Origin of the sequence: Gillisia hiemivivida, from assembly GCF_007997295.1 — a bacterium.
Taxonomy (GTDB): domain Bacteria; phylum Bacteroidota; class Bacteroidia; order Flavobacteriales; family Flavobacteriaceae; genus Gillisia; species Gillisia hiemivivida.
In genome coordinates this window covers 288,719-314,571 of record NZ_VORY01000002.1, presented here as the reverse complement: position 1 = coordinate 314,571, position 25,853 = coordinate 288,719, and the positions used below count along the sequence as shown (strand labels likewise).

Here is a 25,853-nt window from a genome sequence, read left to right as displayed (position 1 = left end):
CATTAAACTGTTACTTGCTTTTCGGAAATATTAACCTACAAGGATTTCGTAGAAATAAGAAAGCCACCTGATTAGGGTGGCTTTTAAATATTATAAAATGAAAATTAAGGAGCCATAGCTGCTCTTGGTCCTGAACTTGCAAAAACAGTTCTCAAACGAGATTTTTGTCCCGATGAAAACATGTACATGCAGTTATCATTAGTGTAATCCATATAATTCATTGTCATATCTGTAGATCTACAGTTTGTAGTTGGATAAGAAGGACATCCGTAGTTTGGTCCATCTGATGATGGAGTGTCTGCTACGAAATCATCTTGTTGACATCTTCCATCACCCCAAATGTGACGTAAGTTTAAGTAGTGACCCACTTCATGCGTTACAGTTCTACCTTTATCAAATGGAGCAGATACATATCCTGTATTACCAAAATAATTTGGTCCTACAACAACTCCATCAGTTGCGGCCGGGCCACCAGGAAATTGTGCATAGCCTAAAATTCCACCACCTATATTACAAACCCAAATATTGAGAGTTGTTGCTGGAGTTTCTGGAGGATATTGACCTTTAACAGCATCGTTAGTTCCCCATTGAGTAGTAGCATTACTGTAACGACGTACACCAGCTAGAGTGAATTGTACTTCAGAATCTGCTACTACACTTGCAAATTCAGAAGGAGTATTGGAAGCATCAGAATTTTGAGCTCTAAAATCGGCATTTAAAACAGCGATTTGAGAGTTGATTTGTGCTTCTGAAATGTTTTCTTGTGAGTTGCTGTAAACCACAGTCACAACAACAGGAATAGTAACAATACCTATATTATCTGTTGGAGGAGGAGTAGTTCCACCATCGCCAGATCCTGGTTTACCTTTGTTTGCATTTGAACTTTTTGCAAGGATAGATCTGGTATTTTTTTCAATATCATACATTTTTCTATAAAGCTTATCATCTTCTTTCAACAGTCGATTTAAGTTTTTCATAGAATAACAATTCTTCCCATTTTGTGCTGCTTTGCCATCTTCATCATTGTAGTCGGTGTGCACATAGAAATCGCTCATATCTACACTTTCTTGAGCTAATTCATTAACATTTTCAGGTTGATCTTTTTCACAGGAAGTGAACAGTAGGGCTAATGCAGCCATTCCCATAATTAATTTTTTCATGTAATAAGTTTTAATGGTTATAAAGGCGCAATATATACTTTTCTTAAAAAGAGTTTAACTATTCTTTAATTTTTTTATTAAGGTTTTAGTTAATTAACATATTAAACTATGAAAACTTAATAATATTGGGATGTAATAACCAGAATGTAATGAAAACAATATTTGAAAAACTGATTTTTAAACAATAATCAATATTTTGTGTAATTCCCACTAAATTTTATACGAAATGAAACTTTTCTATGAGATAATAGTCTAAGATTAATAGGACAATTGAAATATTTATTTCTGGACTTATAAAGTGTTCTCTGAAGTTTACTAGATAAAAAGAGCTTTCAATAGTATATTTTAATTTTTAAAATAAAAAAAGCCAATTCTATTTAAGAATTGGCTTTTACATTTCTAGTATTAAGTACTAAATATGAGATTTATTAAAAACAGTAGTTATTCTCTGAGGTTAATTTTTCTGCGATTGTATTTCTAAGCTCAATAACATTAGGATGATTATCGTATTTAGTGAAACGTTTTAATCCCATTAACATCATGCGTTGTTCATCACCTTCAGCAAAAGATACAATTCCTTCTTTGGCTTTTTGGTTTATAGTATCTACAGCATGATATAAATATAACTTAGACATTGCAATTTGTTCTTTTTGCTCGTCTTCTCCGAATCTATTTACATTTTTCTCGGTTCTTAAAAGGGCAGATTCTGCCATATAGATTTCAATTAAGATATCTGCAGAAGCTAAAAGTAATTGTTGATGCTCTTCGAGTTTTGGTCCAAATTTTTGAACAGCACTACCTGCAACCATTAAAAATACTTTTTTCAATCTTTTTAATAAGTCTTTTTCTTCAGCAAATAATACTGAGAAGTCTGGTTTGTCAAAAGATGGAATTCCAGTAAGTTCTTCCCCAACTTTCGTTGCAGGTCCTAAAAGATCTACATGACCTTTCATCGCTTTCTTAACAAGCATTCCAACCGCTAACATTCTGTTTATTTCGTTGGTTCCTTCATAGATCCTAGAAATACGTGCATCTCTCCAAGCAGATTCCATTGGGGTATCAGCTGAGAAGCCCATTCCTCCAAACACCTGGATACCTTCATCACTACAGTTTTGGATGTCTTCTGAACATGCAACTTTTAAAATAGAACATTCAATTGCATATTCTTCTACACCTTTTAATTCAGCTTCAGAATGCGAATTTCCTTCTTCTAATCTTTTGTTGATTCTGTCTTCAATATTTTTAGCAGCTCTGTATGAAGCAGATTCCCCAGCATATGCTGATGTAGCCATTTCTGCCAGTTTAGATTTAATAGCTCCAAATTCTGCGATAGGCGTATTGAATTGTACTCTATCATTAGCGTATTTCACTGCTAAATCTGTAACTCTACGTTGCGCATCTAAACACGCAGCAGCCAGCTTAATTCTACCAATATTCAATGCATTCATGGCTATTTTAAAACCATCACCACGTTCTGCTAGCAAGTTTTCTACAGGTACTTTGGTTTCATTAAAGAAAACCTGACGAGTAGAAGAGGAGTGTATCCCTAATTTTTTTTCTTCTTCACCAAAAGTGATGCCGTTAGAAGTATCATTTTCAACGATGAAACCTGTAATGTTCTTGTCGTCTTCAATTCGAGCAAAAACTATAAATACATTTGCAAATCCGGCATTGGAGATCCACATTTTCTGTCCACTAATACTGTAAGATTTTCCATCTTCAGAAAGAACAGCTTTTGTTTTACCTGAGTTAGCATCACTTCCTGCTCCTGGTTCGGTAAGGCAGTAAGCTCCAAACCATTCACCTGTAGCTAATTTTGGCACATATTTTTTCTTTTGCTCTTCGGTACCATATAAAGTTATTGGCATAGTTCCAATCCCTGTATGTGCACCAAAGGCCGTTGCAACAGATCCTGTCGCGCCACTAATGTAGTCGCAAACAAGCATAGTAGAAACAAACCCCATTCCCATACCATCATATTCTTCTGGAACAGAGATGCCAAGAAAACCAAGTTCTCCAGCCTTACGCATTATCTCTTCAGTTAAAGCATAGTTGTTTTTCTCAAATTCTTCCTTTTTCGGCCAGATCTCACGATCTACAAATTCCTGAACTGAATCTTTCATCATTCTCTGCTCCTCGGTAAAGTCTTCTGGTGTAAAAACATCTTCACTCAACGTTTCTTTCACCAAAAACTGACCTCCACGAAGTAATTCTTTATTTTTTGTTTCTGTGCTCATTTTTTTTAGTTTTAAGAATCAAGATGTTAGAAACAAGACGACTATTTTTTAAGTCCATCTATAAATCCTGATATCATTTTTTGTATTTGTTGAACTTTATTTTCTAATTCCAAAAATTTATCTTCTGAAATATATTTTTCATTATATGCGATTATTATGTGTTTCCCATTCGAATGCAGAGCCTAAACTAATTTCTAAAAATGTTATAAAATGCTTTGAGGTACTTTTACTAGTTCCTTCTGCGATATTAGAGGGTATAGAAACAGCACACCTTATTAATTGCGTGACTAAACTGAATTTTTCATAATCCGGAAAACCTTTAGTTAAAGAATATGTTTCTTTGACTAGACTCATACTTTCCTGCCAAATCTTCAATTTTTTGAAATTGTGCCTTTGCATGGTCTTGTTTCCTGATTCTTGTCTCTAACTTCTTAAAAAAAATTATGATAAGAACTCATAAACTCCGGCAGCTCCTTGTCCTGTACCCACACACATAGTTACCATTCCGTATTTATTTTTAAGATCACGTTTGCGCATCTCATCGAATAATTGAACAGATAATTTTGCACCGGTACAACCTAAAGGGTGTCCCATAGAAATGGCTCCACCATTTACATTTACTCTCTCTGGGTCTAAACCTAAAGTTCTAACTACTGCTAAAGATTGAGAAGCAAAAGCTTCGTTCAATTCAATTAGCTCAAGGTCTTTTTGTTGAAGTCCAGCCTGTTTCAATGCTTTTGGAATTGCAGTAATAGGAGCAACCCCCATAATCCTTGGCTCGATCCCTACAGCGGTATAACTTACTAATCTTGCGATAGGTTCCAGATTTAATTCCTTTACCATTTCTTCACTCATGATCAATGCAAATGCAGCACCATCACTCATTTGAGATGAGTTTCCAGCTGTTACACTTCCACCATCTGCAAATACAGGTCTTAATTTAGCCAGCACTTCCTTAGAAGTATCTGCTCTAGGTCCTTCATCCTTATTTACTGTATAGGATCTGGTTTGTTTTTTTCCATTCTCATCAACATAAGTTTCATCAACTTTAATTGGAACTATTTGATCCTGAAATCTATCTTCCTTTAACGCTTTCAATGATTTTTGATGCGAATTAAATGCAAATTCATCTTGATCTTCTCTGCTTACTTTATAATCATTTGCAACTGCTTCAGCAGTTAGTCCCATTCCCCAGTAATAATCTTCAAGACCTCGTGCCGCAAGCTTATAATCTGGAACTGGCTTATAACCCCCCATTGGAATATAACTCATACTTTCTGCTCCACCCGCAATAATACAATCTGCCATTCCTGTTTGAATTTTTGCAGAAGCCATTGCAATAGTTTCAAGTCCTGAAGCGCAATATCGATTCACAGTAACCCCAGGAACTTTAACGGTATCCAATCCCATTAATGATATAAACCTACCCACATTTAGGCCCTGCTCAGCTTCCGGCATTGCATTACCTACAATAACATCGTCTATTCTGTCCTTATCAAAATTTGGAAGTTTTTCCATCATGTACTGGATGGTTTCAGCAGCTAATTCATCAGGTCTTTTAAATCTGAATACTCCACGAGGTGCTTTCCCTACTGCTGTTCTGTATGCTTTTACTATATATGCTGTTTTCATTTTATTAGTATTTAGATTTTAGTACTTAGTATTGAGATTTCATAAAGATTTTTGAAATCCGTAATTCATTTTTTGTATCTCAATAATATTTTCAAGTATTGGTTTTATTTTTTCTTCTGAAATTAATTTAAGTTCCATTGAAAGCATTAGCTGAGTTTGTAATTCATAGGAAGAACCATTGGCAATAGATAGAAAGTGAGCGAATTCTTTTTTTGAATTTCTTCCAGCACCTTCAGCAATATTTGAAGGGATTGAAACCGCACATCTCTTTATCTGAGATATAAGTCCGAATCGTTCATCGGAAGGTAATTCAGTACAAATTTTATAAACTGATTTAGTCAATTCCATTGATTTCTTCCAGATTTTCAAGTCTTCAATTTTATGCATTTACTTTAAAATATCTCATTACTCATTACTCACTACTCACTACTCACATCTAGTTTCTAAGTGGCTTCCCTTTTTTAATCATGTGTTCTAAGCGTTCTAACGTTTTGCGCTCTCCCGTAAGAGAAAGGAATGCTTCACGTTCTAGATCTAATAAATATTGCTCGCTTACATAGTTAGCATCAGAAAGATCTCCACCAGCCATAACATAGGCCAATTTATTAGCGATCTTCTTATCATGCTCGCTTATATACTTTCCAGCATACATTTGGTCTGTTCCAACATAGAAAGTTCCCAGTGCTTGTTTCCCTAAAACTTTAATATCTGTTCTCTCAATTGGTTGCGTATAACCTGTTTCAGCCATTATTAACGCATGCTTCTTCGCAATAGCTAACTGTCTGTCTGGATTCACTACCACTATATCTTTTCCTTTCTGAAGAATATTTGTATCAAAAGCTTCGTAAGCAGAAGTTGAAACTTTAGCCATTGCAATGGTTAGAAAGTTTTCTCTTAATCTGTTCAGTTCTACATCATCCTTATGGTATGTGTCTGAAGCTCTAAGAGTCATCTCTTTGGAACCACCACCACCTGGAATAACACCTACACCAAATTCTACCAATCCAATATAAGTTTCTGCTGCTGCGACTACTTTATCTGCATGCAATGATAATTCACATCCACCACCCAAAGACATAGCATGAGGAGCTGCTACGGTTGGAATAGAAGAATATCTCATTCTCATCATAGTATCCTGGAAATGTTTAATAGCCATGTTAAGCTCATCATATTCCTGCTCTACAGCCATCATAAATATCATTCCGATATTTGCCCCAACAGAGAAATTAGCTCCGTTGTTTGCAACTACCAATCCTTGGTAATCTTTTTCAGCAATATCTAATGCTCTGTTCAAGCCATCTAAAACATCACCTCCAATAGAATTCATTTTACTTCTGAATTCTACATTCAAGATTCCATCACCAAGATCTTCAACCACAACTCCGCTATTTTTAAATACTTCTTTGGATTCACGAATGTTATCTAAAATGATAAAAGCATCCTGTCCAGGTACTTTTACTTGTTCTTTCTTCGGGATATCATAATAATAAGTGTTTCCTTCTTTTACAGTATAGAAACTCTTACTACCAGATTCTAACATTTCTTTTACCCACGCAGCTGGTTTTTCACCTTCTGCCTTCATCATCTCAATTCCTTTTTCTACACCTACAGCATCCCATATTTGGAAAGGGCCATGTTGCCAACCAAAACCAGCTTTCATGGCATCATCTATTTTATATAGTTCGTCTGTGATTTCTGGAATTCTGTTAGAAACATACGCGAAAAGAGCAGAAAAATTCTTACGATAAAATTCTCCAGCTTTATCTTTTCCACCAACTAATACTTTGAATCTGTCTTCAACATTGTCTATAGATTTAGTTTGTTCCAGAGTTGCGAAAGATGCTTTTTTAGCGGCTCTATATTCAAGAGTCTCAAGGTCTAATGAAAGGATCTCGCTAGAACCATCATCCCCCTTAATTTTTTTGTAAAATCCTTGGCCACTTTTGCTTCCCAACCATTTTTTCTCCATCATAGAGTCAATATAGTTTGGTAAGGCAAAAAAATCGTGTTTTTCATCATTTGGAACACCTTCATGTAGCCCATTTGCAACATGAACCAAGGTGTCTAAACCAACAACATCTACCGTTCTAAAAGTTGCAGATTTAGGTCTTCCGATAACGGGGCCTGTTAGTTTATCCACTTCTTCAATCGTCATACCTGATTCCTCAACCATGTGGAAAAGACTCATAATACTGAAGATCCCTATTCGGTTCCCAATGAAAGCTGCAGTATCTTTAGCTACTACAGATTTTTTTCCTAGAAATTTCTCTCCATATTCATTCATGAAATCTAATACTTCTTCCGAAGTTTCTGGGCCAGGAATAATTTCAAATAATCTTAAATATCGCACCGGGTTAAAGAAGTGAGTTCCACAGAAATGTTTCTGGAAATCTTCGCTTCGTCCTTCACTCATTAATTTTATTGGAATACCTGAGGTATTGGAAGAAATTAAAGTTCCTTTTTTACGATGATTATCTAATTGTTCAAAAACCTTCTTTTTTATGTCCAGTCTTTCTACAACAACTTCTATGATCCAATCTACTTCTGAAACTTTAGCAATATCATCCTCCAGATTTCCAGTGTTAATTCTACTAGCAAAAGATTGACTATATATAGGAGAAGGCTTAGATTTTAATGAGGCCTGTAAAGAATCGTTCACAAGTCTGTTTCTAACTACTTTATCCTCTAAAGTTAATCCTTTGCTTTTTTCTTTATCTGTAAGTTCACGAGGAACTATGTCTAATAGCAATACTTCAACGCCAATATTTGCGAAATGACATGCAATCCCGCTTCCCATGATTCCGGAACCTACGATTGCAACTTTATTAATTCTTCTTTTCATATTTAAATTTTAATTAGAATAAATTTCGGGCAATTCCTGAAATTTATCTTTTGTTATAATTATTTTAAACTTATCTCTTTATTATAGATTTTCTTATTAGAAATTAAATCCGATATAGAATTGGCTACTTTTATAAAGGTTTTAAGATCTTCTTCACTTACATTTTCCTTTACAGCTTCATCAAACTTTAAAACTACCCCTTTAGAGAATTCTCTCATTTCTTTTCCGAAAGTGGTAAGGTGGAGCAAGACGCTTCTACCATCGTTTGGATTTTTTTTACGGATTATTAGTCCTTTTTCTTCCATCGATTTCAAAATCCGGGATAAACTAGTAGCTTCCATACCCATTTTTGGGCCTAGTGAGGTAGAGGGGGTTCCTTTTTCTGGATCTATACTTAAAAGGGCAAAACCTGTAGCCATAGTGCTTCCAGCTTTTCCGGCTTCTTCATTATACATTTTTGAAACGGCAATCCAAGTTGCCCGCAAAACGTAATCAATGGTTTTTTCCTTCATGTTTATATTAGAATGAATCCAAAGTTAATAAAATTTATTATGCATGCATAATAAATAGCTCTTTTTTTTTCATCTATTTAATAAACAGCCTAAATTTACTTTAAATACATAAAAAAACTCCCCTAAATAGGAGAGTTTAACAATAACTTAATGATATAGGTGCTAAATCTACCTTTCGTAGATAGAATTGTATAGGTCCATATATCTTTCTTTAATATTTCTTCTTTTTAATTTCATTGTAGGGGTAAGCTGATCATTTTCTATACTCCATACCTCAGGAGTAAGTTCGAACTTCTTGATCTTCTCCCAACTACCAAATTTTTCATTATAGAAATCTACTTCTTCCTGAATCCGTGCTTTCACATCTTGGTTTTTAACAATCTCTTCATTAGATTTCCCAATATCAAGATTTTTACGGTTTGCCCATTCCTCTACAAACTCAAAGTTTGGTTGAATCAATGCTGCAGGCATTTTTTCGCCTTCACCAATAACCATGATCTGTTCTATAAAGCGAGATTGTTTCATGGTATTCTCGATTAACTGTGGAGCTACATATTTACCCCCGGAAGTTTTGAACATTTCCTTTTTTCTATCGGTGATTTTCAAGAAACCTTCTGAATCAATTTCACCTATATCTCCAGTATGGAACCACCCCTCAGAATTTATGGCCTCATCTGTTTTTTCTTTATCCTTAAAGTATCCAATCATTAAATTGGGCCCTTTTGTTAAGATTTCCCCATCCTCAGCGATCTTAACCTCTACATTATCTATCACTCTACCTACAGTACCAATTTTGAATCCGCCATTACGTTCATCATTTACTGCTACAACTGGGGAAGTTTCTGTTAATCCATAGCCTTCCATTACCGGGATTCCAGCAGCAGCAAATACCCTAGTTAGCCTGGGTTGTAAAGCCGCACTACCAGAGACTATTAATTCTATATTTCCTCCAAGACCTTCTTTCCATTTAGAAAATATCAGTTTTCTAGCAAGGCTTAGTCGTGTTTCGTACCACCAGCCATTCGCGCCGTAAGGCTCGTACTGTAAACCTAATTCTACTGCCCAATAAAATAATTTTTGTTTAACTCCACCTAATGCAGTCCCTTTTGCAATAATTTTATCGTATACTTTTTCAAGTAGTCTTGGTACAGCAGTTATTACATGTGGTTGTACTTCCTTAAGATTGTCACTTATTTTTTCTATAGATTCAGCAAAATAAATTGAAACACTATAGTACTGATAGAGGTAAGAGATCATTCTCTCGAAAATATGGCAGATAGGCAAGAAACTTAATCCTACGTATTTACCTGTTTCAAACGGCACGCGATGTGCACTATTTAAAACATCACTTACTATATTCTTGTGAGAAAGCATAACTCCTTTAGGTCTTCCGGTGGTCCCGGAAGTATAAATTAAAGTAGCAAGATCATCTTCTGAGACCGCATCTTTAAGAGCATCCACTTCCTGTTGATTACTTTCATCTTTACCCTGCTCTACAATTTCTGTCCAGTTTTTACAGGTATCGATTTTGTCAAAACAATAAACTTCCTTTAGCTGGGTATTATGTTTTATTGCATTTACCTTTTCTAAAACTTCTTGGTCTGATACAAAACAGTAGGTTGCACCACTATGGTTTAAAACATATTCATAATCTTCCTGAGAAATTGTTGGATAAATAGGCACGTTTTGAGCTCCTATTTGTAGGATCCCAATATCCATAATATGCCACTCTGTTCTATTGCTAGAGGAGATAATAGCTATTTTATCGTTGGGTTTTACTCCTAAGCGCAATAAACCTCTACTTACTGCATTCGCTTTATCTATATATTGTTGAGTACTTAGGGATTCCCATTTACCGTTATATTTAGTAACTAATGCTTTCTCTAAGGGGTGATTTTCTAATTGAAAGTAAGGAAAATCAAATAGTCGTTTAATTTCGATCATGTGGTTGGATAATGTTTTCATTGCAAAATACTAAAATGCATGTCTATATCAAATCTATTTTGAATAAAAAGAAATAATATTATTTAATAATTCTTAAAATTTTAAGAGCGACTCCTATTATTTTATATTCTCCATTGTATATACTTTATCTAATTAGCAAATCACCGGTTTCCGTGATTAATAAAATTAGTACGGAATCTTAATCAGATAATTGGTCTCACCGTTTAATTCCCAACTTTTATTAAAATTCCGAAACCTAAGTTAAAAGAATTGTAAAGTGTTTAATATTAAACTTTTAGTTAGTGTTTTTTTTATTTTAGGTAGCGTTATTATAAAAATTAAAAAATGAAAACCATAAAAACAATTTTACTTTTTTCAATTCTAATACTCATCTTTAGTTGCGGACCAAGCGTTACTACAACGAATCCTTAAGGAACAAATTTGAGCAATTACAATACCTTTGCATATTTACCAAATACAAATGCGGAGGTAGAAGGAGATATGTATAATGAGGAAAACATAAACACCGGAATAGTGGAAGCTGTGAAAACAAACTTAACTCAGAATGGATTTGAACTTGAAAGGAACAATCCTGATTTGCTGGTATTATTAAGTAAAGCGACAGATAGAGAAGTTGCAACAACTACAGAGCCTGTATATGCTTCTTATCCATATACTACAGGAGTAACAACTGTAAGTTCTTACTATAATCCTTATTACTATTATGGTTACGGAGGTTATAATAATGTAATTGGTTGTGATACCGATACCTATTCTTATAAAGAAGGAACTCTTGTTATTAATCTTATAGATCGTAAAACAAAAAATACCGTCTGGAAAGGAGTAGCAACAGATGCCATATATAAACAAATTTCCCCGGGTGCCATCCGACAAATGGTAAATGACATTTTCGAAAAATTTCCAGGTAAATAATCTGATGAGCAGATTGTTAAATTAAGAATCTTGAATTAGCCACAAGGTAAAAAATCGAAAATATTTTTAAATATTTAAGGATGCCTTGGAAATTGAACCCTCAATGAGGGATTAAAAAAAGCCGAAGATTTTATTCTTCGGCTTTACTTTTATTCTTTTTCTTCAAGCCACTCTCTGGCATTTACAAAAGCCTGAATCCAGGGAGTAACTTCATCTTTTCTTCCCTTAGGATAATGTGCCCAGTTCCAAGAAAAAGTAGATCTCTCCAAGTGAGGCATCATTACTAAATGTCTTCCAGTAGTATCGGTTAACATTGCAGTATTAAAATGCGATCCGTTGGGATTGGCAGGATATTCCTCATAGCCATATTTCCCAACAATATTATATTTGCTTTCTTCGTAAGGAAAACTGAATTTCCCCTCTCCGTGTGCAGCCCAAATCCCCAACTTGCTCCCTGCAAGACCTGAAAGCATTATAGAGTTATTCTCCTGAATTTCTACGGAAGTAAAATTACATTCAAACTTATGAGATCTGTTATGAAGCATTTTTGGTTTCTGCTCATGATCAGGATTTATAAGTCCTAACTCAATGAATAATTGACAGCCATTACATACTCCTAGAGATAACGTATCGTCTCTTTTGAAGAAGTTGTCTAAGGCAGCTTTTGCTTTTTCATTATATAAAAATGCTCCGGCCCAACCTTTTGCACTTCCCAATACATCTGAATTTGAGAAACCACCAACGGTGGCAATAAATTGAATTTCTTCCAAATTCTCGCGTCCCGAAATTAGATCGGTCATGTGTACATCTTTTACGTCGAAACCAGCAAGATACATGGCACGAGCCATTTCCCGTTCACTATTAGAACCTTTTTCACGAATGATCGCAGCTTTTATTCTTGGTTTTCCTTCGGAAATAACAGGAAGTTTTCCAGTGAAATTCTCTGGAAACTTAAATTCTAATGGCTGATTCTTATAGTTGTTGAAACGTCGTGTTGCGTGATCTATTCCACTTTGTTTTCTATCTAGCATAAAAGAAGTTTTATACCAAACGTCTCTATATGTAGGAATATCAAAATCAAAAGAATCGCTTCCATTAACTACTGAAACTATATTTCCTTCAGTAGGAGTTCCGATTTTGTGGAATTCTATATTATTTTCATTTAAAACTGCTTCAACTGAAGTATCCTTTGCTTGAAAAACAATTCCGCAGTTCTCATTAAAAAGTAACTTAACCGAATCTTCTTCATTAAGTGACGAGAGATCTAATTTAGCACCTCTTTTAACTTCAGAAAAACACATTTCTAATAAAGTAGTAATCAAACCACCTGAAGCAACATCATGCCCTGCGAGAATTTTACCTTCAGAAATTAAATTTTGAATTGTATTAAAGGTGTTTACAAAGTTCTCTGAATTTTTTATAGTAGGAACTTCTGTACCTATTTTATTATGAGTTTGGGCAAATGAGCTTCCGCCCAATTTGAAGGTGTCTTGAGAGATATTGATGTAATAAATAGCCCCTTCTGGCTGTAAAACAGGTTCTACAACTTTGGTTATATCCTTACAATGTCCCGCAGCAGAAATAATAACAGTTCCCGGAGAGATCACCTCACTACCATCGTCATTATATTTTTGCTTCATAGATAGAGAATCCTTACCAGTTGGCACATTTATTCCCAACTCTATGGCAAAATCTGAGACTCCTTGAACAGCCTCATATAGTCTGGCATCTTCTCCTTCATTATTACAAGGCCACATCCAGTTTGCAGACAAGGAAACAGATTTTAAACCTTGTTCTAATGGCGCCCAAATAAGATTAGTTAAAGATTCAGCAATAGAATTTCTGGAACCTGCCACAGGATCTACCAAGGCCGAAATAGGGGAATGCCCTAAAGAGGTTGCAACACCTTCTTTTCCATTATAATCTAGTGCCATTACCCCACAATTATTAAGTGGTAATTGCAATGCTCCTGCAGTTTGCTGTTTTGCAACTCTACCAGTAACACATCTATCTACTTTGTTTGTTAACCAGTCTTTACAGGCAACAGCTTCTAGTTGAAGCACCTGCTCTAAATAATTATGAATTTTATCCTGAGAATAACTTAGTTCCTTATACTTTCTATGCACAGTTTTATCTGTCATGATCGTCTTTGGAGAACTTCCGAACATATCTTCCATTTTAAGATCCATCGGTTTTTCTCCAGTGGTCTTACTTTTAAAGATAAAATTATGATCTTCGGTTACTTCCCCTACATCATACATTGGAGCTCTTTCCCGTTCAGAAACACGTTTTAAGACACCCATATCTTTTTCAGGAATAATCAAGCCCATTCTTTCCTGAGACTCATTCCCAATAATTTCTTTAGCTGAAAGAGTAGGATCTCCAACTGGTAAATTATCTAGATCTATATTTCCACCAGTTTCTTCAACCAGTTCACTCAAACAGTTCAGGTGTCCACCTGCACCATGATCATGGATAGAAACTATAGGGTTTGTTTCACTTTCTACCATACCTCTTATGGCATTGGCAGCACGTTTTTGCATTTCTGGATTGGCACGTTGTACAGCATTTAGTTCTATCCCACTGCTAAATTCTCCGGTATCTGCGGAAGAAACTGCGGCACCACCCATTCCAATTCGGTAATTATCACCACCAAGAACAACAATTTTATCACCTTTTTTAGGCACATCTTTAATTGCCTGATCTGCTTTTCCGTATCCAATTCCACCAGCAAGCATAATCACTTTATCATAGCCTAAAAAGCGATTTTCTTCAGCATGCTCGAATGTTAGTACAGAACCAGTAATTAAAGGCTGTCCGAACTTATTCCCAAAATCTGAAGCTCCGTTGGATGCTTTTATAAGAATATCCATGGGAGTTTGATACAACCATTTACGTTCTTCATTGGCTTTTTCCCATTCTTTAGTTTCATCTAAACGAGAGTAAGAGGTCATATAAACTGCAGTTCCGGCTAAAGGAAGAGATCCTTTACCACCAGCTAATCTATCTCTTATTTCTCCACCGCTTCCTGTAGCAGCGCCATTAAAAGGCTCCACGGTTGTTGGGAAATTATGAGTTTCAGCTTTTATGGATATAACAGAATCAAAATCTGTATTCTGATAAAAATCTGGTTTATCTGGAGTTTTTGGTGCAAATTGCTCCACTCTTGGTCCTTTTACAAAGGCTACATTATCTTTATATGCCGAAACGATACCGTTAGGATTCACTTCTGAGGTCTTTCTGATCATTTTGAAAAGAGAAAAAGGTTTCTCTTTTCCATCTATCACAAATGTTCCATTAAAGATCTTATGACGGCAATGTTCTGAATTCACCTGTGAGAATCCGAATACTTCAGAATCTGTTAAGGATCTTTCAAGCTTGGTAGACAATTCTTCTAAATATTTTACTTCTTCCTCATTAAGAGCCAAGCCTTCCTGTTTATTAAAAGCATTGACATCTTTGATTTCCAAAACCGCTTGTGGTTTTGTGTTTACTGTAAATATCTCCTGATCTAAACCTTCAAATTTTTGAGAAAGCATAGGATCAAAATCATGAAAATGAGCGTCTACTTTTAAAAACTCTTCAATTCTAATTATTCCAGGAATGCCCATGGTTTGTGTTATTTCTACTGCATTGGTACTCCAAGGAGAAACCATAGTGGCGCGGGGACCAACAAAAAAATCTGCCAGTGCAGATTTGTTCAGTAGTTGAGCCTCGCCAAAAAGCCAGTCTAATTTTGAAATGTTTTGGGCAGAGAGGGAAGAGTGCGTTTGCACAGCATAAACCTTTGAGGTTTGGGTTCCGAAGAATAGGATCATTCTAAGCTATTTTATGTGTTGTTGTGTAAGCGCAAAAATAACTTTTTTAGACATAAATATCTGTTTAAATCTGAATTATTGCATCAACGGATTTGCGGTTTCTGGAATAATTAATTTTTGAATTTGATTTTAGTTTTTACAAATCAAGAACCTTGGGGCAGGCCCACGAGGTATGAATTGGAAAATACTTTTAAAAATTCGAGGCAACCCTCGGGGAATTAAACCCTCAATGAGGGATTAAAAAAGCAGGGTAATTCTATTATTTCTTAGAATTACCCTGCTTGTGAGTGTTATGGATTAATTGTAAAGGCTAATTAATTAATCGTTAACAATAAATGCGTGTATTACCCCTGGTATCCAACCAATAATTGTAAGTATTATGCTAATTATTAAAGCTGATCCTACACCGTGTTTCATAAAAACAGCTAAAGGCGGTAATAATATATTGAGTATAATTGTTAGTGGTGACATATATAATATTTTTTAGAAATGATTAATCATATTTTTCTTCTTTTCTTTCTTCAGAAACAGTAAGCAGTGGAGAACCAGTGGCTCCTCCAAAAAACGCAGCAAGAGCACCAAAAAAGAATATCAGAAATGCTGCAATACTTAGTTTTCCTATGGCATCAGCTGCTTTGTCACTATATACAATTGCTTTTTGTTTTGCTTTTGCATAGAAACTTTCTGCTTTGTTTACAGCTTTTTCGATGTTCTTATCCCATTTATTTACTAGACCATCGATTTCTGCCTTGGACAATTCGGTGTTCTCAACCAAATAAACCTTCATATCCTCTTTGTTTAAATAGTCTTGATTTCCATCAACAGTAATATTTAAATCTCCATTGTCATCTAGGTCAAAAGACAGATCATTAAAGAACTGATCTATATTTTCGTCTAAATTAAGTTTGTTGTAAGCCTCTTGAGTTTCACTTTCAACTTCATTAATTGTTTCCCTTGCCTCTCCAGAAGCGTCTTCAGGGAGTATATCATATTTCTCGGCTTTATTGATTAGTTGGAAGGCTTCGGTTTTAATCTTTTCGTAGGAAAAACTCACATCATTTTTTCCTTTGTTTTGAGCTTCATCCATTTGTACAACGATTTTTTCTGATTGAGAATTCCCAAACAATCCTGAAATTGCACTTGACATTCCATTTACCATTGTACCAATTGTAGATGTAATTAGATATATAGAGATCAATGCAAATAGTGCCCAAGCTAAAAAGCCATGAAGACCCCCGTCTGAATTTGATGGAAGTCCAGACATCCGCCCAGCAACGAGACCACCCACAAAAAGTGCCACGAGGTTAGATATTCCCATCCATATAAGAGCACCTGTGCCTAAGCCCTTTAATGGGTCTGCTTCTGTCATTGGATCAATTGTGGTCAACCCAATTCCAAGTCCAAGAAGGTTAAGCATTAAAACTACTGCTAAAGCCGTTAATGTTCCTGCAAATATTGCACCCCAAGATATTCTTGAAACTTTATTTGCTAAATTTTCGAATGTTGTTCGAGTGTATGCCATTTGTTGGTTTTTTAATGTTAAACATATGAATATAACAGTTTCGAATTATTATTTAAAAAATTTGGCATAATTATAACATCTTAGTTATTAGAGCATATTGTGATTTTAATCTTAGGAAATTAACTATAGTGATGAGATTTTAAAACTCTTTATTGCAAAAAAATCTAATTTAGGTTTAGCTTTAAGGTTTTAATATCAGTCAATTTCAAATCTTGAAAGAGAACACTAAAATTATTTCTTGATTTAATTAGCGTTGTGAAAAAGTTTGGATATTGAAGAACCGATCAAATTCTAATATTTAAAAATAATACTTCAAGGAAAAGTTAGTATTTCGCCATTTGGAGCAGGTTAATTTGGAAAAACCTCTATCTCATACTTTTTAGGGTTCCAATCAGTTTTCGGAAATACTCAAATGCAGATTATTTTGAGCTTTGTAAGCTTTAATCCCTCATTGAGGGTTTAATTCCCCGAGGCTTGCCTCGAATTTTTAAAAGTATTTTCCAATTCATATCTCGTGGGCTTGCCCCGAGGTTCTTGATTGAAATATTTACCACCTATTTTGGGCTTTAGAGCCGCCCCAAATTAATGATGCTAAATATGGGTTGTCTATAAATGGGTTTCGGTTTCCCTGAGCTTTGAAAATAATTTCGTTTCGCTGAATTTCAATTGCAGAAACCGGATCTTGTGCATTCCATTTCAAGAACAGTTCAAGCTTTCCAACAGATTTGAAGTCTTCGTTATACCTTAAATTTAAATAAAAGATCATTCGGGAAACATCTCCTACCCATTTCTCTCCGGGATACCAAGAATTATTGGAGATCAATTTGTATTTTCCGCTTCCAGATGTAAAGTGATAGTTCCTTCTTTGAGCATTAATTTTTATATCTGCAGTTCTCAAATGATGAAGATCTGCTTCTGCATTATTATCTATATAGGAACGAGGATAAATATGCTCTGTATTGAAGGTTTGAGGTTGATGTTTATTGCTGCTGGAATAAAACTCCCTTTTATCTCGACTTTCTCCTGAGTAGATCAATAAAACATTTTTAGAATTCGAGGGATCTTCATCTGCCAAATACAAAAACTGATGTCTTTCGTAATATTCTAAAAATCGGCTGTGCTTGGCAATAGTAGTAATTGCCAAATCTTCTTTTAGGTCATTTCCCTGAAGACAAAAATCTATATTTTTATAATAGGAAATAAGCTCAGTAGGAATATTGAGTTCTTCTGCATTCTCAAGTGCAATTTCTGAATTTCTATTTTCAGATTTACATCCTGAAAGCATTAGAAAGGAAAATATTATAAATAAAACCCTAATTCCCATTACTTAGGCCTTAGTTTTTCTGAAGAATTGCCATGTAAAAACCATCATATCCAGATTCTGATGATAATAATTTCTTGTCTTTAATCAACTTAAAATCTTTCCCATGTTCACTGGCAAGAAACTTTTCTACTTGTCCTTGGTTTTCTGAAGGTAAAATAGAGCAAGTTGCATATACCAATTTCCCGCCATCCTTTACAATTCTAGAATAGGTGTTTAAGATTTCGGCCTGAGTAATTTTGATTTTCTCTATAAACTCTGGCTGAAGCTTCCATTTAGCATCTGGGTTTCTACTTAGAACACCTAATCCGCTACAAGGAGCATCAATAAGAACACGGTCTGCAGTTCCATAGAGCTTTTTGATAACCTTGGTAGATTCTATAGATCTAGGGTCTATATTGTGCGCATGAGCTCTTTTTGCTCTTCTTTTTAGTTCCTTTAATTTATTCTCATAAATATCAGTTGCTATTATTTGCCCTTTATTTTCCATTAAAGCAGCAATATGAAGAGTTTTCCCTCCTGCACCTGCGCAAGTATCTACGACTCTCATTCCTGGTTTAACATCTAGAAATTCTGCTACTAATTGAGAATTCGCATCTTGAACTTCGAAAAATCCCTTTTTAAAGGCTTCAGTCCTAAAAACATTAGATCGCTCCTCTAGTTGTAAAGCATAAGGATATCCTTTGACAGGCTCTGCTTTAATTCCTTCGTCATTTAATACACTTCGCAAATTATCTCTTGTAGTATTTAAAGTGTTTACTCTAAGTACAACAGGAGCCTGTTCATTTAATGCGTGGATTTCTTTTTCCCATACCTTTTCGCCTAATTCTTTTACGCCTAGTTCATCCATCCAATCTGGAACAGATTCTCTATACTTTCTAATTCTAGAAAGCTCATCAAACTTTCCTTTGATCTTTCGGCTTGGAGTAGGCTCAATTTGTTTCCAATCTGGTAGCGTAACCCCTCGCAAAGTTGCCCAAACAGCAAATACTCTAAATAAGTTCTCTCTGGAATATGGAGCTTTTACTTCAGCAATTTCAGTATATAATCGTTTCCAACGTACAATTTCGTAAACGGTTTCTGCAATAAAACTTCTATCACGGGAACCCCAACGCTTATCGCGTTTTAGTGTTTTTTCAATAACTTTATCGGCATAGTTTCCTTCATTGAAGATATCTGATAATGCATCGATGGTTGCAAATACTAAATTTCGGTGTAAACGCATAGTTTAATTTTAAGGTGGCAAAGGTACTCAATTTTGACGTCGATTATTTTATATTTGAATCAAATTCTTATTGATGAAACTATTCTACCTTATTAGCCTGTTATTAATTATTAGTTGCAATTCCAAAGAGAAGAAATCTACCCCTTCTTTTTTTACTTCCGTAGAGGTTGAAACAATTTTAGAAGACTCCATTAGTGTCAGAGCTATTGAGTTAATGGGAAATAACATTGCTTTTGCGGCAAACAATGGTATGTACGGAATGTACGATTCTCAGAAAAAAATCTGGAAAACGAATATTCAGAGATATGATACACTTGCTCCAGAGTTTCGTGCGGTGGCTAGTACAAATTCAGATTTCTTTATGTTAAGTGTTGGAAATCCTGCTTTATTGTATAAAACAGGAGATTCAGGAAGCATGGAATTAGTATATAAAGAGGAGAATGAAAATGTGTTTTATGATTCTATGGCTTTTTGGAATGATTCTGAAGGCATTGCTATGGGAGATCCCGTAGATAATTGTCTCTCTATAATTATAACCAGTGATGGAGGGAAAACTTGGAGTAAAATTTCATGTGAGAATTTGCCAGCTTCTGCAGAAGGAGAAGCTGCATTTGCAGCCAGTAACTCCAATATTGCTATTCAAGGTAATAAAACCTGGATCTTATCTGGAGGAATGAGATCTCGTATATTTTTCTCTCCAGATAAAGGAGAAACATGGGAGGTATTTGAAACTCCAATTATTCAAGGCACTGCTACGCAAGGAGGATACAGCTTAGACTTTTATGATGAGAATAAAGGTTTCATTATAGGAGGAGATTATACTAAGCCAGATGAAAATCTAGCTAACAAAGCAGTTACTAAAGATGGTGGAAAGACCTGGGAATTAGTTGCAATAGGGCAGGAGCCGGGATATAAAAGTAGTGTGAGATATGTACCGGGAAAAAATGGATATGAATTGGTTGCTGTTGGTTTTACAGGGATATCCTATTCTAAGGATACCGGAAAAAGTTGGAATAATTTGTCTTCAGATGGATTTTATACTATTCGCTTTGTTAATGACTCTACGGCTTATGCAGCTGGAAAGAATAGAATTGCAAAACTGAAGTTTAGAAAATAAGTCTAAAATCGAAAATCCGGATCGCGAGACCCGGAAATTCTAACTAACCAACCAAAACTTATTTTTATATTCTATCTAATTTCGTTTACGTTCTGCATCTTTGCGGTCTCTATATTCCTTCCAAAGTTTTTTATTAAAATCTGACTCTAACTTTTGAAGTTTAATGATTTCTTTTGCTGAGATGATCTTTTTGAGATCTGAAAACAAGGCTTTTTTAATTTGATATTCTTCATTCTCAATTTCCTGATATTCTTGGATCAATTTCTCGGCCTCTTGCTCAGAGAGTGTTTCAATATTTTTAATTTCACCATGCTCTCTTCTATGCAACTCCTTTTTTTTGCATTCATACCTATTGTAAATAGGCCAGAATTTTTGAGCCAGAGCTGCATCCATTTGCATTTCCTGAGTTATAAACGCTACTTTCATAGCTTTTATTTGTTCTCTGTGTTCTTCTTTGTTTTTATCTTCTTGGGCCTGAACTCCAAAAAAGCTTATAAAAAGTATAATTATTAGTGTAATTTTTTTCATTTATTATTCTATTATTAATCCTGAGTCTTCAACATTTTCGCTTAAATAATCGAAAATGGCTTCTTCATTAAAATTGGAGGCATTTAAACTTTCTATTATATATCCATCTTCATAAATAAGATTGGAAATATCGTAATAATCTAAATCTTCTTCATTTATATATTCCTCCAAAGCTGCATATTCTATTGTATTTATGGAATTGCTATCTGGAGAATTAAATAAAAATGTACTAAGCATCACAATAAATATTGCGGCTACTGCAGAGGCATAGTATAATCTCTTCTTTGAAAATAAATTTATAATCTTCCCTTTTGAACTATCCGAAGCTACTTTGGAAAGTATCCGGCTCTCTAAAGTACTAAAATAATCCTGTGGTACTTGAAATCCAGATTTACTCTCTTTGTCATTTTCAGAAGAGATTTCCAGTTTTTCAAATAAATTAGCTTCAAAATTCTCCATATAATTATTTGGGATCTTAAAACCAGATTTGTTTTTATATTTTTCTAAATCCATTTTCATCTAATTATTAGACTCTTAATACATAGCAAGGTTTAATCCAATTTTAAATATTCTTCAATCTTTTTAACGGCAATATGATAGGATGACTTGAGTGCACCTTCACTTGTGCCCAAAATATCAGCCATTTCCCGATATTTTAATTCCTGAAAATATTTCATATTAAATACTAATTGTTGCTTTTCGGGTAGAATTGCAATAGCTTTTTGAAGTTTAAGCTGAATTTCATCTCCTTCAAAATAAACATCACTTTCTAAATTTTCAATTAAATTCTTCTGAAGTTCTTCTGAATTTAAATGAATCCGTTTAGACTTATTATTTAAAAACGTGAGAGATTCATTAGTTGCAATACGGTACATCCAGGAGTAGAGTTGGCTGTCCCCTTTAAAGCTATGGATATTCTTAAAGATCTTAATAAAAGTGTTCTGAAGAATGTCATCTGTATCGTCATGATCTTTTACCATATTTCTTATATGCCAATACAATCGTTCATTATATAGCCTAACTAACTCCCCAAAAGCATTTTTAAGAGTTTTGGGGTCTTGGAGCCTTTTTAGTAAAATTTCTTCCTTTAGTTTCAAATATTAAAATTAGTTAACATTAATGTATTAAGAAATGTAGACTTAATAACCTCTATAAAAGCATTTTTGTAGGAATATTGTAGGAAAAAAAGTTTTATAGACGATTAAATACATTTATTTTAGATTAAATACATAATTTATTTGGAGAAGCCAATTATTCTTATATCTTTGAAGTGTTAATATTATTTAATCTTTTTTTGCCCCAAAGATTATGAATTGAATTAAACCTAAATTTTCATTTACCCCAAGATGAAAATTACTTTAAAAAAAGGATGAACCTACTTCATCCTTTTTTTTATTCCAAAAAAGCAGGTTTAAGATAAAAGCTTGTCTCAATTAATAAAGTGGTTTCGTATACATATAACCAAGATTATTCGAAAGATTGCATTTCTACTAGCCTCCTATAAGTTCCATCCTTAAGGAGTAATTCATTATGTTTACCTTGCTCTACGATCTCTCCTTTTTGCATTACTACAATTAGATCTGCATTCTGAATAGTCGATAGCCTGTGTGCAATTACTATAGAAGTTCGATTCTTCATCATATTTTCTAATGCTTTCTGAACCAATTTTTCACTCTCAGTATCTAATGCTGAAGTTGCTTCATCCAAGATCATGATAGGTGGATTCTTAAGAACCGCTCTGGCTATAGAAAGGCGCTGCTTTTGGCCACCACTTAATTTATTTCCGCTATCTCCAATATTAGTATCCAAGGCTTTAGGTAAGTCTTTTACAAATTCCCAAGCGTTTGCTATTTTTAAAGCTTCAATAATCTCCTCTTCTGTAGCATTGGTTTTCCCTAATGCCACATTATCTCTGATAGAATCATTGAATAAAATAGAATCTTGAGTCACCAATCCCATAAGGTCTCGTAGCGATCTCTTTGTGATCTCACGAATATCTACTCCATCTACTTTTATACTTCCAGAGTTCACATCGTAAAAGCGTGTAACAAGATTCGCAATAGTAGATTTTCCGCTACCAGATTGTCCCACTAAAGCAACAGTACTTCCTTTTGGAACATTTAAGCTGAAATTCTTTAAGACCAATTCATCTTCATACTTAAAATCTATATTTTCAATTTGAACCGTTGATTTGAAGTCGGTTGCAATAACTGCATTCTTAGAATCTACAATAGTTGAAGGGGTTTCCAAAACATCAATAATTCTTTCTGCAGCTGCATTTCCTTTTTTTACCGAATAGGTAGCTTTAGAAATTTGCTTTGCTGGAGTTAATATATTGTATGCTAAACCTAGAAAGGCAATAAAAGCTGCTGGATTTAAGCTTTCTTCAATTAAAACCATATTCCCACCAAACCATAGAATAATTACAATTACAAAGATCCCCAGAAATTCACTGGTTGGAGATGCTAAGTTCTGTCTATTAACAAGACTATTTAAAATATCATTTAGCTTATTGGTAGATTCCTGAAATTTGTTTTGAAACTTATCTTCAGCATTAAAACCCTTTACAATTTTTAAACTAGATAAAGTTTCCTCTACAATAGATAAGAAATTCCCATTTTCCTCCTGCGCTCTTAAAGACTGACTTTTTAATTTTTTCCCAATCAATGAAATTATAAATCCAGAGATGGGTAAAAATATAAATACAAAAATGGTAAGCTTAGCGCTTATCACTAACATGGCAATAATAGTAAAGATAATAGTTAGTGGTTCTCTAACAATAAGTTCCAGAATGGAAAGGAAAGATGTTTGTACTTCATTAACATCGGCAGTAATCCTGGAAATAGTATCTCCTTTTTTCTTTTCCGAGAAATATGAAATGGGTAGGTGAAGTATTTTATTATACAAAGCATTTCTAACATCACGGAGTACTCCATTTCTAAGAAATGTAATGAAAAATGCCGCTAGGTATCCAAACAAATTTTTTAGAAAGAAAAGCAAAACAACAATTCCGCATATAAAAATCAATGCTGATACTTCATCTTCGATCACTCGTTGAGTAACCTGGTAATTAAAATAGTCTACTAAATAGTCTTTGGCACTAGAAAACCCTTCATAATTTGGTTTTATAGCAACTCTTTTACTTTTATCAAAAAGAATATCGATAACAGGAATTAGTGCGATAAAAGAAAGCGTGCTAAAAAGCGCATAAAAAATATTACAAACAATATTTAAAACTGCGAACCGCTTATATGGCCTCGCATATTCAAGGATTTTTCTAAAATAGGTCATTCGTTAATTTTAATCTACCTGAAGATCTGCTCTAATTCCGGCAATTTTTTGTTGTAGTAATTTTTGTGCTTTTTCAAAATCTTCAGAAGATTTTAATTCTTCGTTGACGCTGATATAAAACTTTATCTTTGGCTCAGTACCACTAGGCCTAGCAGCTATTTTAGAACCTTCTTCAGTATAATAGATTAAAACATTAGATTTTGGAAGATCTATTAGGGTTTCCGAATGATCTTGCATGTTTTTGGAGATTGAAGCCTGATAATCTTCTATAAGAACTACTTTTTCTCCATTGATCTCTTTTAAAGGATTCTCTCTAAGATCTACCATCATTTGTTTGATCTGTAATTCTCCTTCAATTCCTTTTTTTACAAGAGAGATCAATTCTTCTTTATAATAGCCAAATTCTTTATAAAGTTCTATTAATTGCTTATAAAAAGAACTTCCATTTTCTTTCATTTGGGCTGCGATTTCGCAAGCGAGTAGGGTAGCGGTAGTAGCATCCTTGTCACGAACAAACTCGCCAACCATAAATCCAAAACTCTCTTCACCACCACCAACAAAGTCCATCTCTGGATGATCTTTTATCATTTTAGCAATCCACTTGAATCCAGTTAAAACTTCATGATATTGTGCACCATAAGCTTGAGTGATATTTTTTAGCATTGGAGTAGAAACTATTGTAGAGGCTACAAAAGAATTTTTGTCTAATTCATTTTTCTTTCTCCATTGCTCTAATAAGAACCACGTCATTACTACCATGGTTTGGTTCCCATTAAGTAACAAAAGGTCATTATTTAGATCTCTTACAGCGATTCCTAAACGATCTCCATCAGGATCTGTTCCTATTACAATATCTGCATTTTCCTTTTCTGCTAGTTTTAAAGCCATTTTTAAGGCTTCAGGTTCTTCTGGGTTTGGAGATTTTACAGTAGGAAAATTGGGATTCGGTTCTGCCTGTTCTTCAACTAAATAAACATTCTCATAACCAGCTTTCTTTAAAACTTGAGGAGTTGCAGTAGAGGAAGCTCCATGTAAAGAGGTGAAAACTATTTTTAAATTTTCTTTTGCTGAAGAAGAAGTGCCAAAACTTCCGTTTTTTACTGAAGCAGCTTGAAAAGCTTCATCTACTTCTTTATCTATAAATTCAATTAATGATGGGTTTGCCTCAAATTTTATTTCAGAGTAATCTAAAGACTCAATTTCTTCAATGATCTTATTATCTTGTGGCGGTACTAATTGCCCACCGTCTTGCCAGTATACTTTATAACCATTGTATTCAGGAGGATTGTGACTTGCAGTAAGTACAATTCCGCAGTGACAATCCAAGTGTTTTACTGCAAAGGATAATTCTGGAGTTGGTCTTAGTTCAGAAAACAGAAAGACTTTTATTCCGTTTGCTGAAAAAATATTTGCAACTATTTGTGCAAATTCCTTACTGTTTTTTCTACAATCGTATGCGATTACGGCCCGAATTTCTTCTCCTTCAAACTCCCTTTTAAGGTAATTGGAGAGACCTTGTGTGTTTTTGCCTAAAGTATATTTATTGATCCTGTTTGGACCTGCACCCATAACCCCACGCATTCCTCCAGTTCCAAAAGCCATATTTTTATAAAAGCTTTCCTCCAGTTCTTGTGGATTATTTTCTATAAGATTAGTTACCTGCGTGTGTGTGTCTTCGTCAAAAGTATCGGTTAGCCAAAGTTTGGCTTTAGATAGGATATCGGTTTTAATTTGAGTCATGAGATCAAAATTTTAATCAAAAATAACGAAT

The 25,853-nt window shown here is 34.4% G+C and carries 20 protein-coding genes; 2 read left to right on the top strand and 18 right to left on the bottom strand.

Features of this window, described 5'->3' with window-relative positions:
• Positions 1-104: 104 nt before the first annotated feature.
• The 8 genes from ES724_RS03705 to ES724_RS03670 all read right to left on the bottom strand — a co-directional run bounded on the left by ES724_RS03705 (position 105) and on the right by ES724_RS03670 (position 10,327).
• On the bottom strand, positions 105-1,160 hold the full coding sequence (locus ES724_RS03705; protein WP_146929713.1) for a zinc metalloprotease: 1,056 nt from the start codon (positions 1,158-1,160) through the stop codon (positions 105-107).
• A 428-nt stretch (positions 1,161-1,588) separates the two neighbouring features.
• Positions 1,589-3,397: an acyl-CoA dehydrogenase family protein gene (locus ES724_RS03700; protein ID WP_146929710.1), complete on the bottom strand. Its 1,809-nt coding sequence runs from the start codon at positions 3,395-3,397 to the stop codon at positions 1,589-1,591.
• Between the two features lie 141 nt (positions 3,398-3,538).
• Positions 3,539-3,751 carry a four helix bundle protein gene (locus tag ES724_RS17055; protein ID WP_449404200.1) on the bottom strand — a complete coding sequence of 71 codons (213 nt, stop codon included), beginning with the start codon at positions 3,749-3,751 and terminating at the stop codon, positions 3,539-3,541.
• An 87-nt stretch (positions 3,752-3,838) separates the two neighbouring features.
• The gene (locus ES724_RS03690; protein ID WP_146929708.1) at positions 3,839-5,029 is read right to left on the bottom strand and encodes an acetyl-CoA C-acyltransferase; all 1,191 of its coding nucleotides are present in this window, start codon (positions 5,027-5,029) and stop codon (positions 3,839-3,841) included.
• Positions 5,030-5,068: 39 nt separating this feature from the next.
• Positions 5,069-5,416 (bottom strand): four helix bundle protein, encoded by a 348-nt coding sequence (locus ES724_RS03685; protein ID WP_026838245.1) that lies wholly within the window; start codon positions 5,414-5,416, stop codon positions 5,069-5,071.
• A gap of 49 nt (positions 5,417-5,465) precedes the next feature.
• Positions 5,466-7,871: a 3-hydroxyacyl-CoA dehydrogenase/enoyl-CoA hydratase family protein gene (locus ES724_RS03680; protein WP_146929705.1), complete on the bottom strand. Its 2,406-nt coding sequence runs from the start codon at positions 7,869-7,871 to the stop codon at positions 5,466-5,468.
• Positions 7,872-7,930: 59 nt separating this feature from the next.
• Positions 7,931-8,383, bottom strand: a complete 453-nt coding sequence (locus ES724_RS03675; RefSeq protein ID WP_146929702.1) for a MarR family winged helix-turn-helix transcriptional regulator — start codon at positions 8,381-8,383, stop codon at positions 7,931-7,933.
• Between the two features lie 168 nt (positions 8,384-8,551).
• Entirely contained in the window at positions 8,552-10,327 is a 1,776-nt protein-coding gene (locus ES724_RS03670) for an AMP-dependent synthetase/ligase (RefSeq protein ID WP_146929947.1), read from the bottom strand.
• Between the two features lie 441 nt (positions 10,328-10,768).
• Between ES724_RS03670 and ES724_RS03665 the strand changes: the two genes are divergently transcribed.
• Entirely contained in the window at positions 10,769-11,260 is a 492-nt protein-coding gene (locus ES724_RS03665; protein WP_146929700.1) for a DUF4136 domain-containing protein, read from the top strand.
• 149 nt (positions 11,261-11,409) lie between these two features.
• Here ES724_RS03665 and purL read toward each other — a convergent pair whose 3' ends face one another.
• From purL to ES724_RS03640, 5 genes are all read right to left on the bottom strand, one after another.
• On the bottom strand, positions 11,410-15,078 hold the full coding sequence (purL, locus tag ES724_RS03660; protein WP_146929697.1) for a phosphoribosylformylglycinamidine synthase: 3,669 nt from the start codon (positions 15,076-15,078) through the stop codon (positions 11,410-11,412).
• Between the two features lie 318 nt (positions 15,079-15,396).
• Positions 15,397-15,549, bottom strand: a complete 153-nt coding sequence (locus tag ES724_RS03655; protein ID WP_146929694.1) for a YqaE/Pmp3 family membrane protein — start codon at positions 15,547-15,549, stop codon at positions 15,397-15,399.
• A 22-nt stretch (positions 15,550-15,571) separates the two neighbouring features.
• Positions 15,572-16,600 (bottom strand): hypothetical protein, encoded by a 1,029-nt coding sequence (locus ES724_RS03650; protein WP_146929692.1) that lies wholly within the window; start codon positions 16,598-16,600, stop codon positions 15,572-15,574.
• Positions 16,601-17,147: 547 nt separating this feature from the next.
• A complete protein-coding gene (locus ES724_RS03645) occupies positions 17,148-17,924 on the bottom strand; it encodes an endonuclease I family protein (RefSeq protein WP_146929689.1) in 777 nt (258 codons plus the stop codon).
• Between the two features lie 10 nt (positions 17,925-17,934).
• Positions 17,935-19,146: an RsmB/NOP family class I SAM-dependent RNA methyltransferase gene (locus ES724_RS03640; protein WP_146929686.1), complete on the bottom strand. Its 1,212-nt coding sequence runs from the start codon at positions 19,144-19,146 to the stop codon at positions 17,935-17,937.
• Positions 19,147-19,219: 73 nt separating this feature from the next.
• Between ES724_RS03640 and ES724_RS03635 the strand changes: the two genes are divergently transcribed.
• Complete coding sequence (locus ES724_RS03635; RefSeq protein ID WP_146929684.1) at positions 19,220-20,263, top strand: WD40/YVTN/BNR-like repeat-containing protein; 1,044 nt, start codon at positions 19,220-19,222, stop codon at positions 20,261-20,263.
• Positions 20,264-20,338: 75 nt separating this feature from the next.
• Here the strand turns inward: ES724_RS03635 and ES724_RS03630 are convergent, their stop codons facing one another.
• The 5 genes from ES724_RS03630 to ES724_RS03610 all read right to left on the bottom strand — a co-directional run bounded on the left by ES724_RS03630 (position 20,339) and on the right by ES724_RS03610 (position 25,822).
• The gene (locus ES724_RS03630; RefSeq protein WP_146929681.1) at positions 20,339-20,791 is read right to left on the bottom strand and encodes a hypothetical protein; all 453 of its coding nucleotides are present in this window, start codon (positions 20,789-20,791) and stop codon (positions 20,339-20,341) included.
• Between the two features lie 3 nt (positions 20,792-20,794).
• Positions 20,795-21,304 carry a hypothetical protein gene (locus ES724_RS03625; RefSeq protein WP_146929678.1) on the bottom strand — a complete coding sequence of 170 codons (510 nt, stop codon included), beginning with the start codon at positions 21,302-21,304 and terminating at the stop codon, positions 20,795-20,797.
• 38 nt (positions 21,305-21,342) lie between these two features.
• Positions 21,343-21,888: an RNA polymerase sigma factor gene (locus tag ES724_RS03620; RefSeq protein ID WP_146929676.1), complete on the bottom strand. Its 546-nt coding sequence runs from the start codon at positions 21,886-21,888 to the stop codon at positions 21,343-21,345.
• A gap of 370 nt (positions 21,889-22,258) precedes the next feature.
• On the bottom strand, positions 22,259-24,082 hold the full coding sequence (locus ES724_RS03615; RefSeq protein WP_146929673.1) for an ABC transporter ATP-binding protein: 1,824 nt from the start codon (positions 24,080-24,082) through the stop codon (positions 22,259-22,261).
• A gap of 9 nt (positions 24,083-24,091) precedes the next feature.
• The gene (locus ES724_RS03610) at positions 24,092-25,822 is read right to left on the bottom strand and encodes a phospho-sugar mutase (RefSeq protein WP_146929670.1); all 1,731 of its coding nucleotides are present in this window, start codon (positions 25,820-25,822) and stop codon (positions 24,092-24,094) included.
• Positions 25,823-25,853: the final 31 nt, after the last annotated feature.

Coding starts and splice junctions, on each gene's coding strand:
- ES724_RS03700 (WP_146929710.1), bottom strand. CDS start 3,397: ATGAGCACAGAAACAAAAAATAAAGAATTACTTCGTGGAGGTCAGTTT.
- ES724_RS03630 (WP_146929681.1), bottom strand. CDS start 20,791: ATGAAAAAAATTACACTAATAATTATACTTTTTATAAGCTTTTTTGGA.
- ES724_RS03650 (WP_146929692.1), bottom strand. CDS start 16,600: ATGGCATACACTCGAACAACATTCGAAAATTTAGCAAATAAAGTTTCA.
- ES724_RS03670 (WP_146929947.1), bottom strand. CDS start 10,327: ATGATCGAAATTAAACGACTATTTGATTTTCCTTACTTTCAATTAGAA.
- ES724_RS03675 (WP_146929702.1), bottom strand. CDS start 8,383: ATGAAGGAAAAAACCATTGATTACGTTTTGCGGGCAACTTGGATTGCC.
- ES724_RS03625 (WP_146929678.1), bottom strand. CDS start 21,304: ATGGATTTAGAAAAATATAAAAACAAATCTGGTTTTAAGATCCCAAAT.
- ES724_RS03610 (WP_146929670.1), bottom strand. CDS start 25,822: ATGACTCAAATTAAAACCGATATCCTATCTAAAGCCAAACTTTGGCTA.
- ES724_RS03645 (WP_146929689.1), bottom strand. CDS start 17,924: ATGGGAATTAGGGTTTTATTTATAATATTTTCCTTTCTAATGCTTTCA.
- ES724_RS03635 (WP_146929684.1), top strand. CDS start 19,220: ATGAAACTATTCTACCTTATTAGCCTGTTATTAATTATTAGTTGCAAT.
- ES724_RS03615 (WP_146929673.1), bottom strand. CDS start 24,082: ATGACCTATTTTAGAAAAATCCTTGAATATGCGAGGCCATATAAGCGG.
- ES724_RS03655 (WP_146929694.1), bottom strand. CDS start 15,549: ATGTCACCACTAACAATTATACTCAATATATTATTACCGCCTTTAGCT.
- ES724_RS03685 (WP_026838245.1), bottom strand. CDS start 5,416: ATGCATAAAATTGAAGACTTGAAAATCTGGAAGAAATCAATGGAATTG.
- ES724_RS03705 (WP_146929713.1), bottom strand. CDS start 1,160: ATGAAAAAATTAATTATGGGAATGGCTGCATTAGCCCTACTGTTCACT.
- ES724_RS03640 (WP_146929686.1), bottom strand. CDS start 19,146: ATGCGTTTACACCGAAATTTAGTATTTGCAACCATCGATGCATTATCA.
- ES724_RS03680 (WP_146929705.1), bottom strand. CDS start 7,871: ATGAAAAGAAGAATTAATAAAGTTGCAATCGTAGGTTCCGGAATCATG.
- ES724_RS17055 (WP_449404200.1), bottom strand. CDS start 3,751: ATGAGTCTAGTCAAAGAAACATATTCTTTAACTAAAGGTTTTCCGGAT.
- ES724_RS03690 (WP_146929708.1), bottom strand. CDS start 5,029: ATGAAAACAGCATATATAGTAAAAGCATACAGAACAGCAGTAGGGAAA.
- purL (WP_146929697.1), bottom strand. CDS start 15,078: ATGATCCTATTCTTCGGAACCCAAACCTCAAAGGTTTATGCTGTGCAA.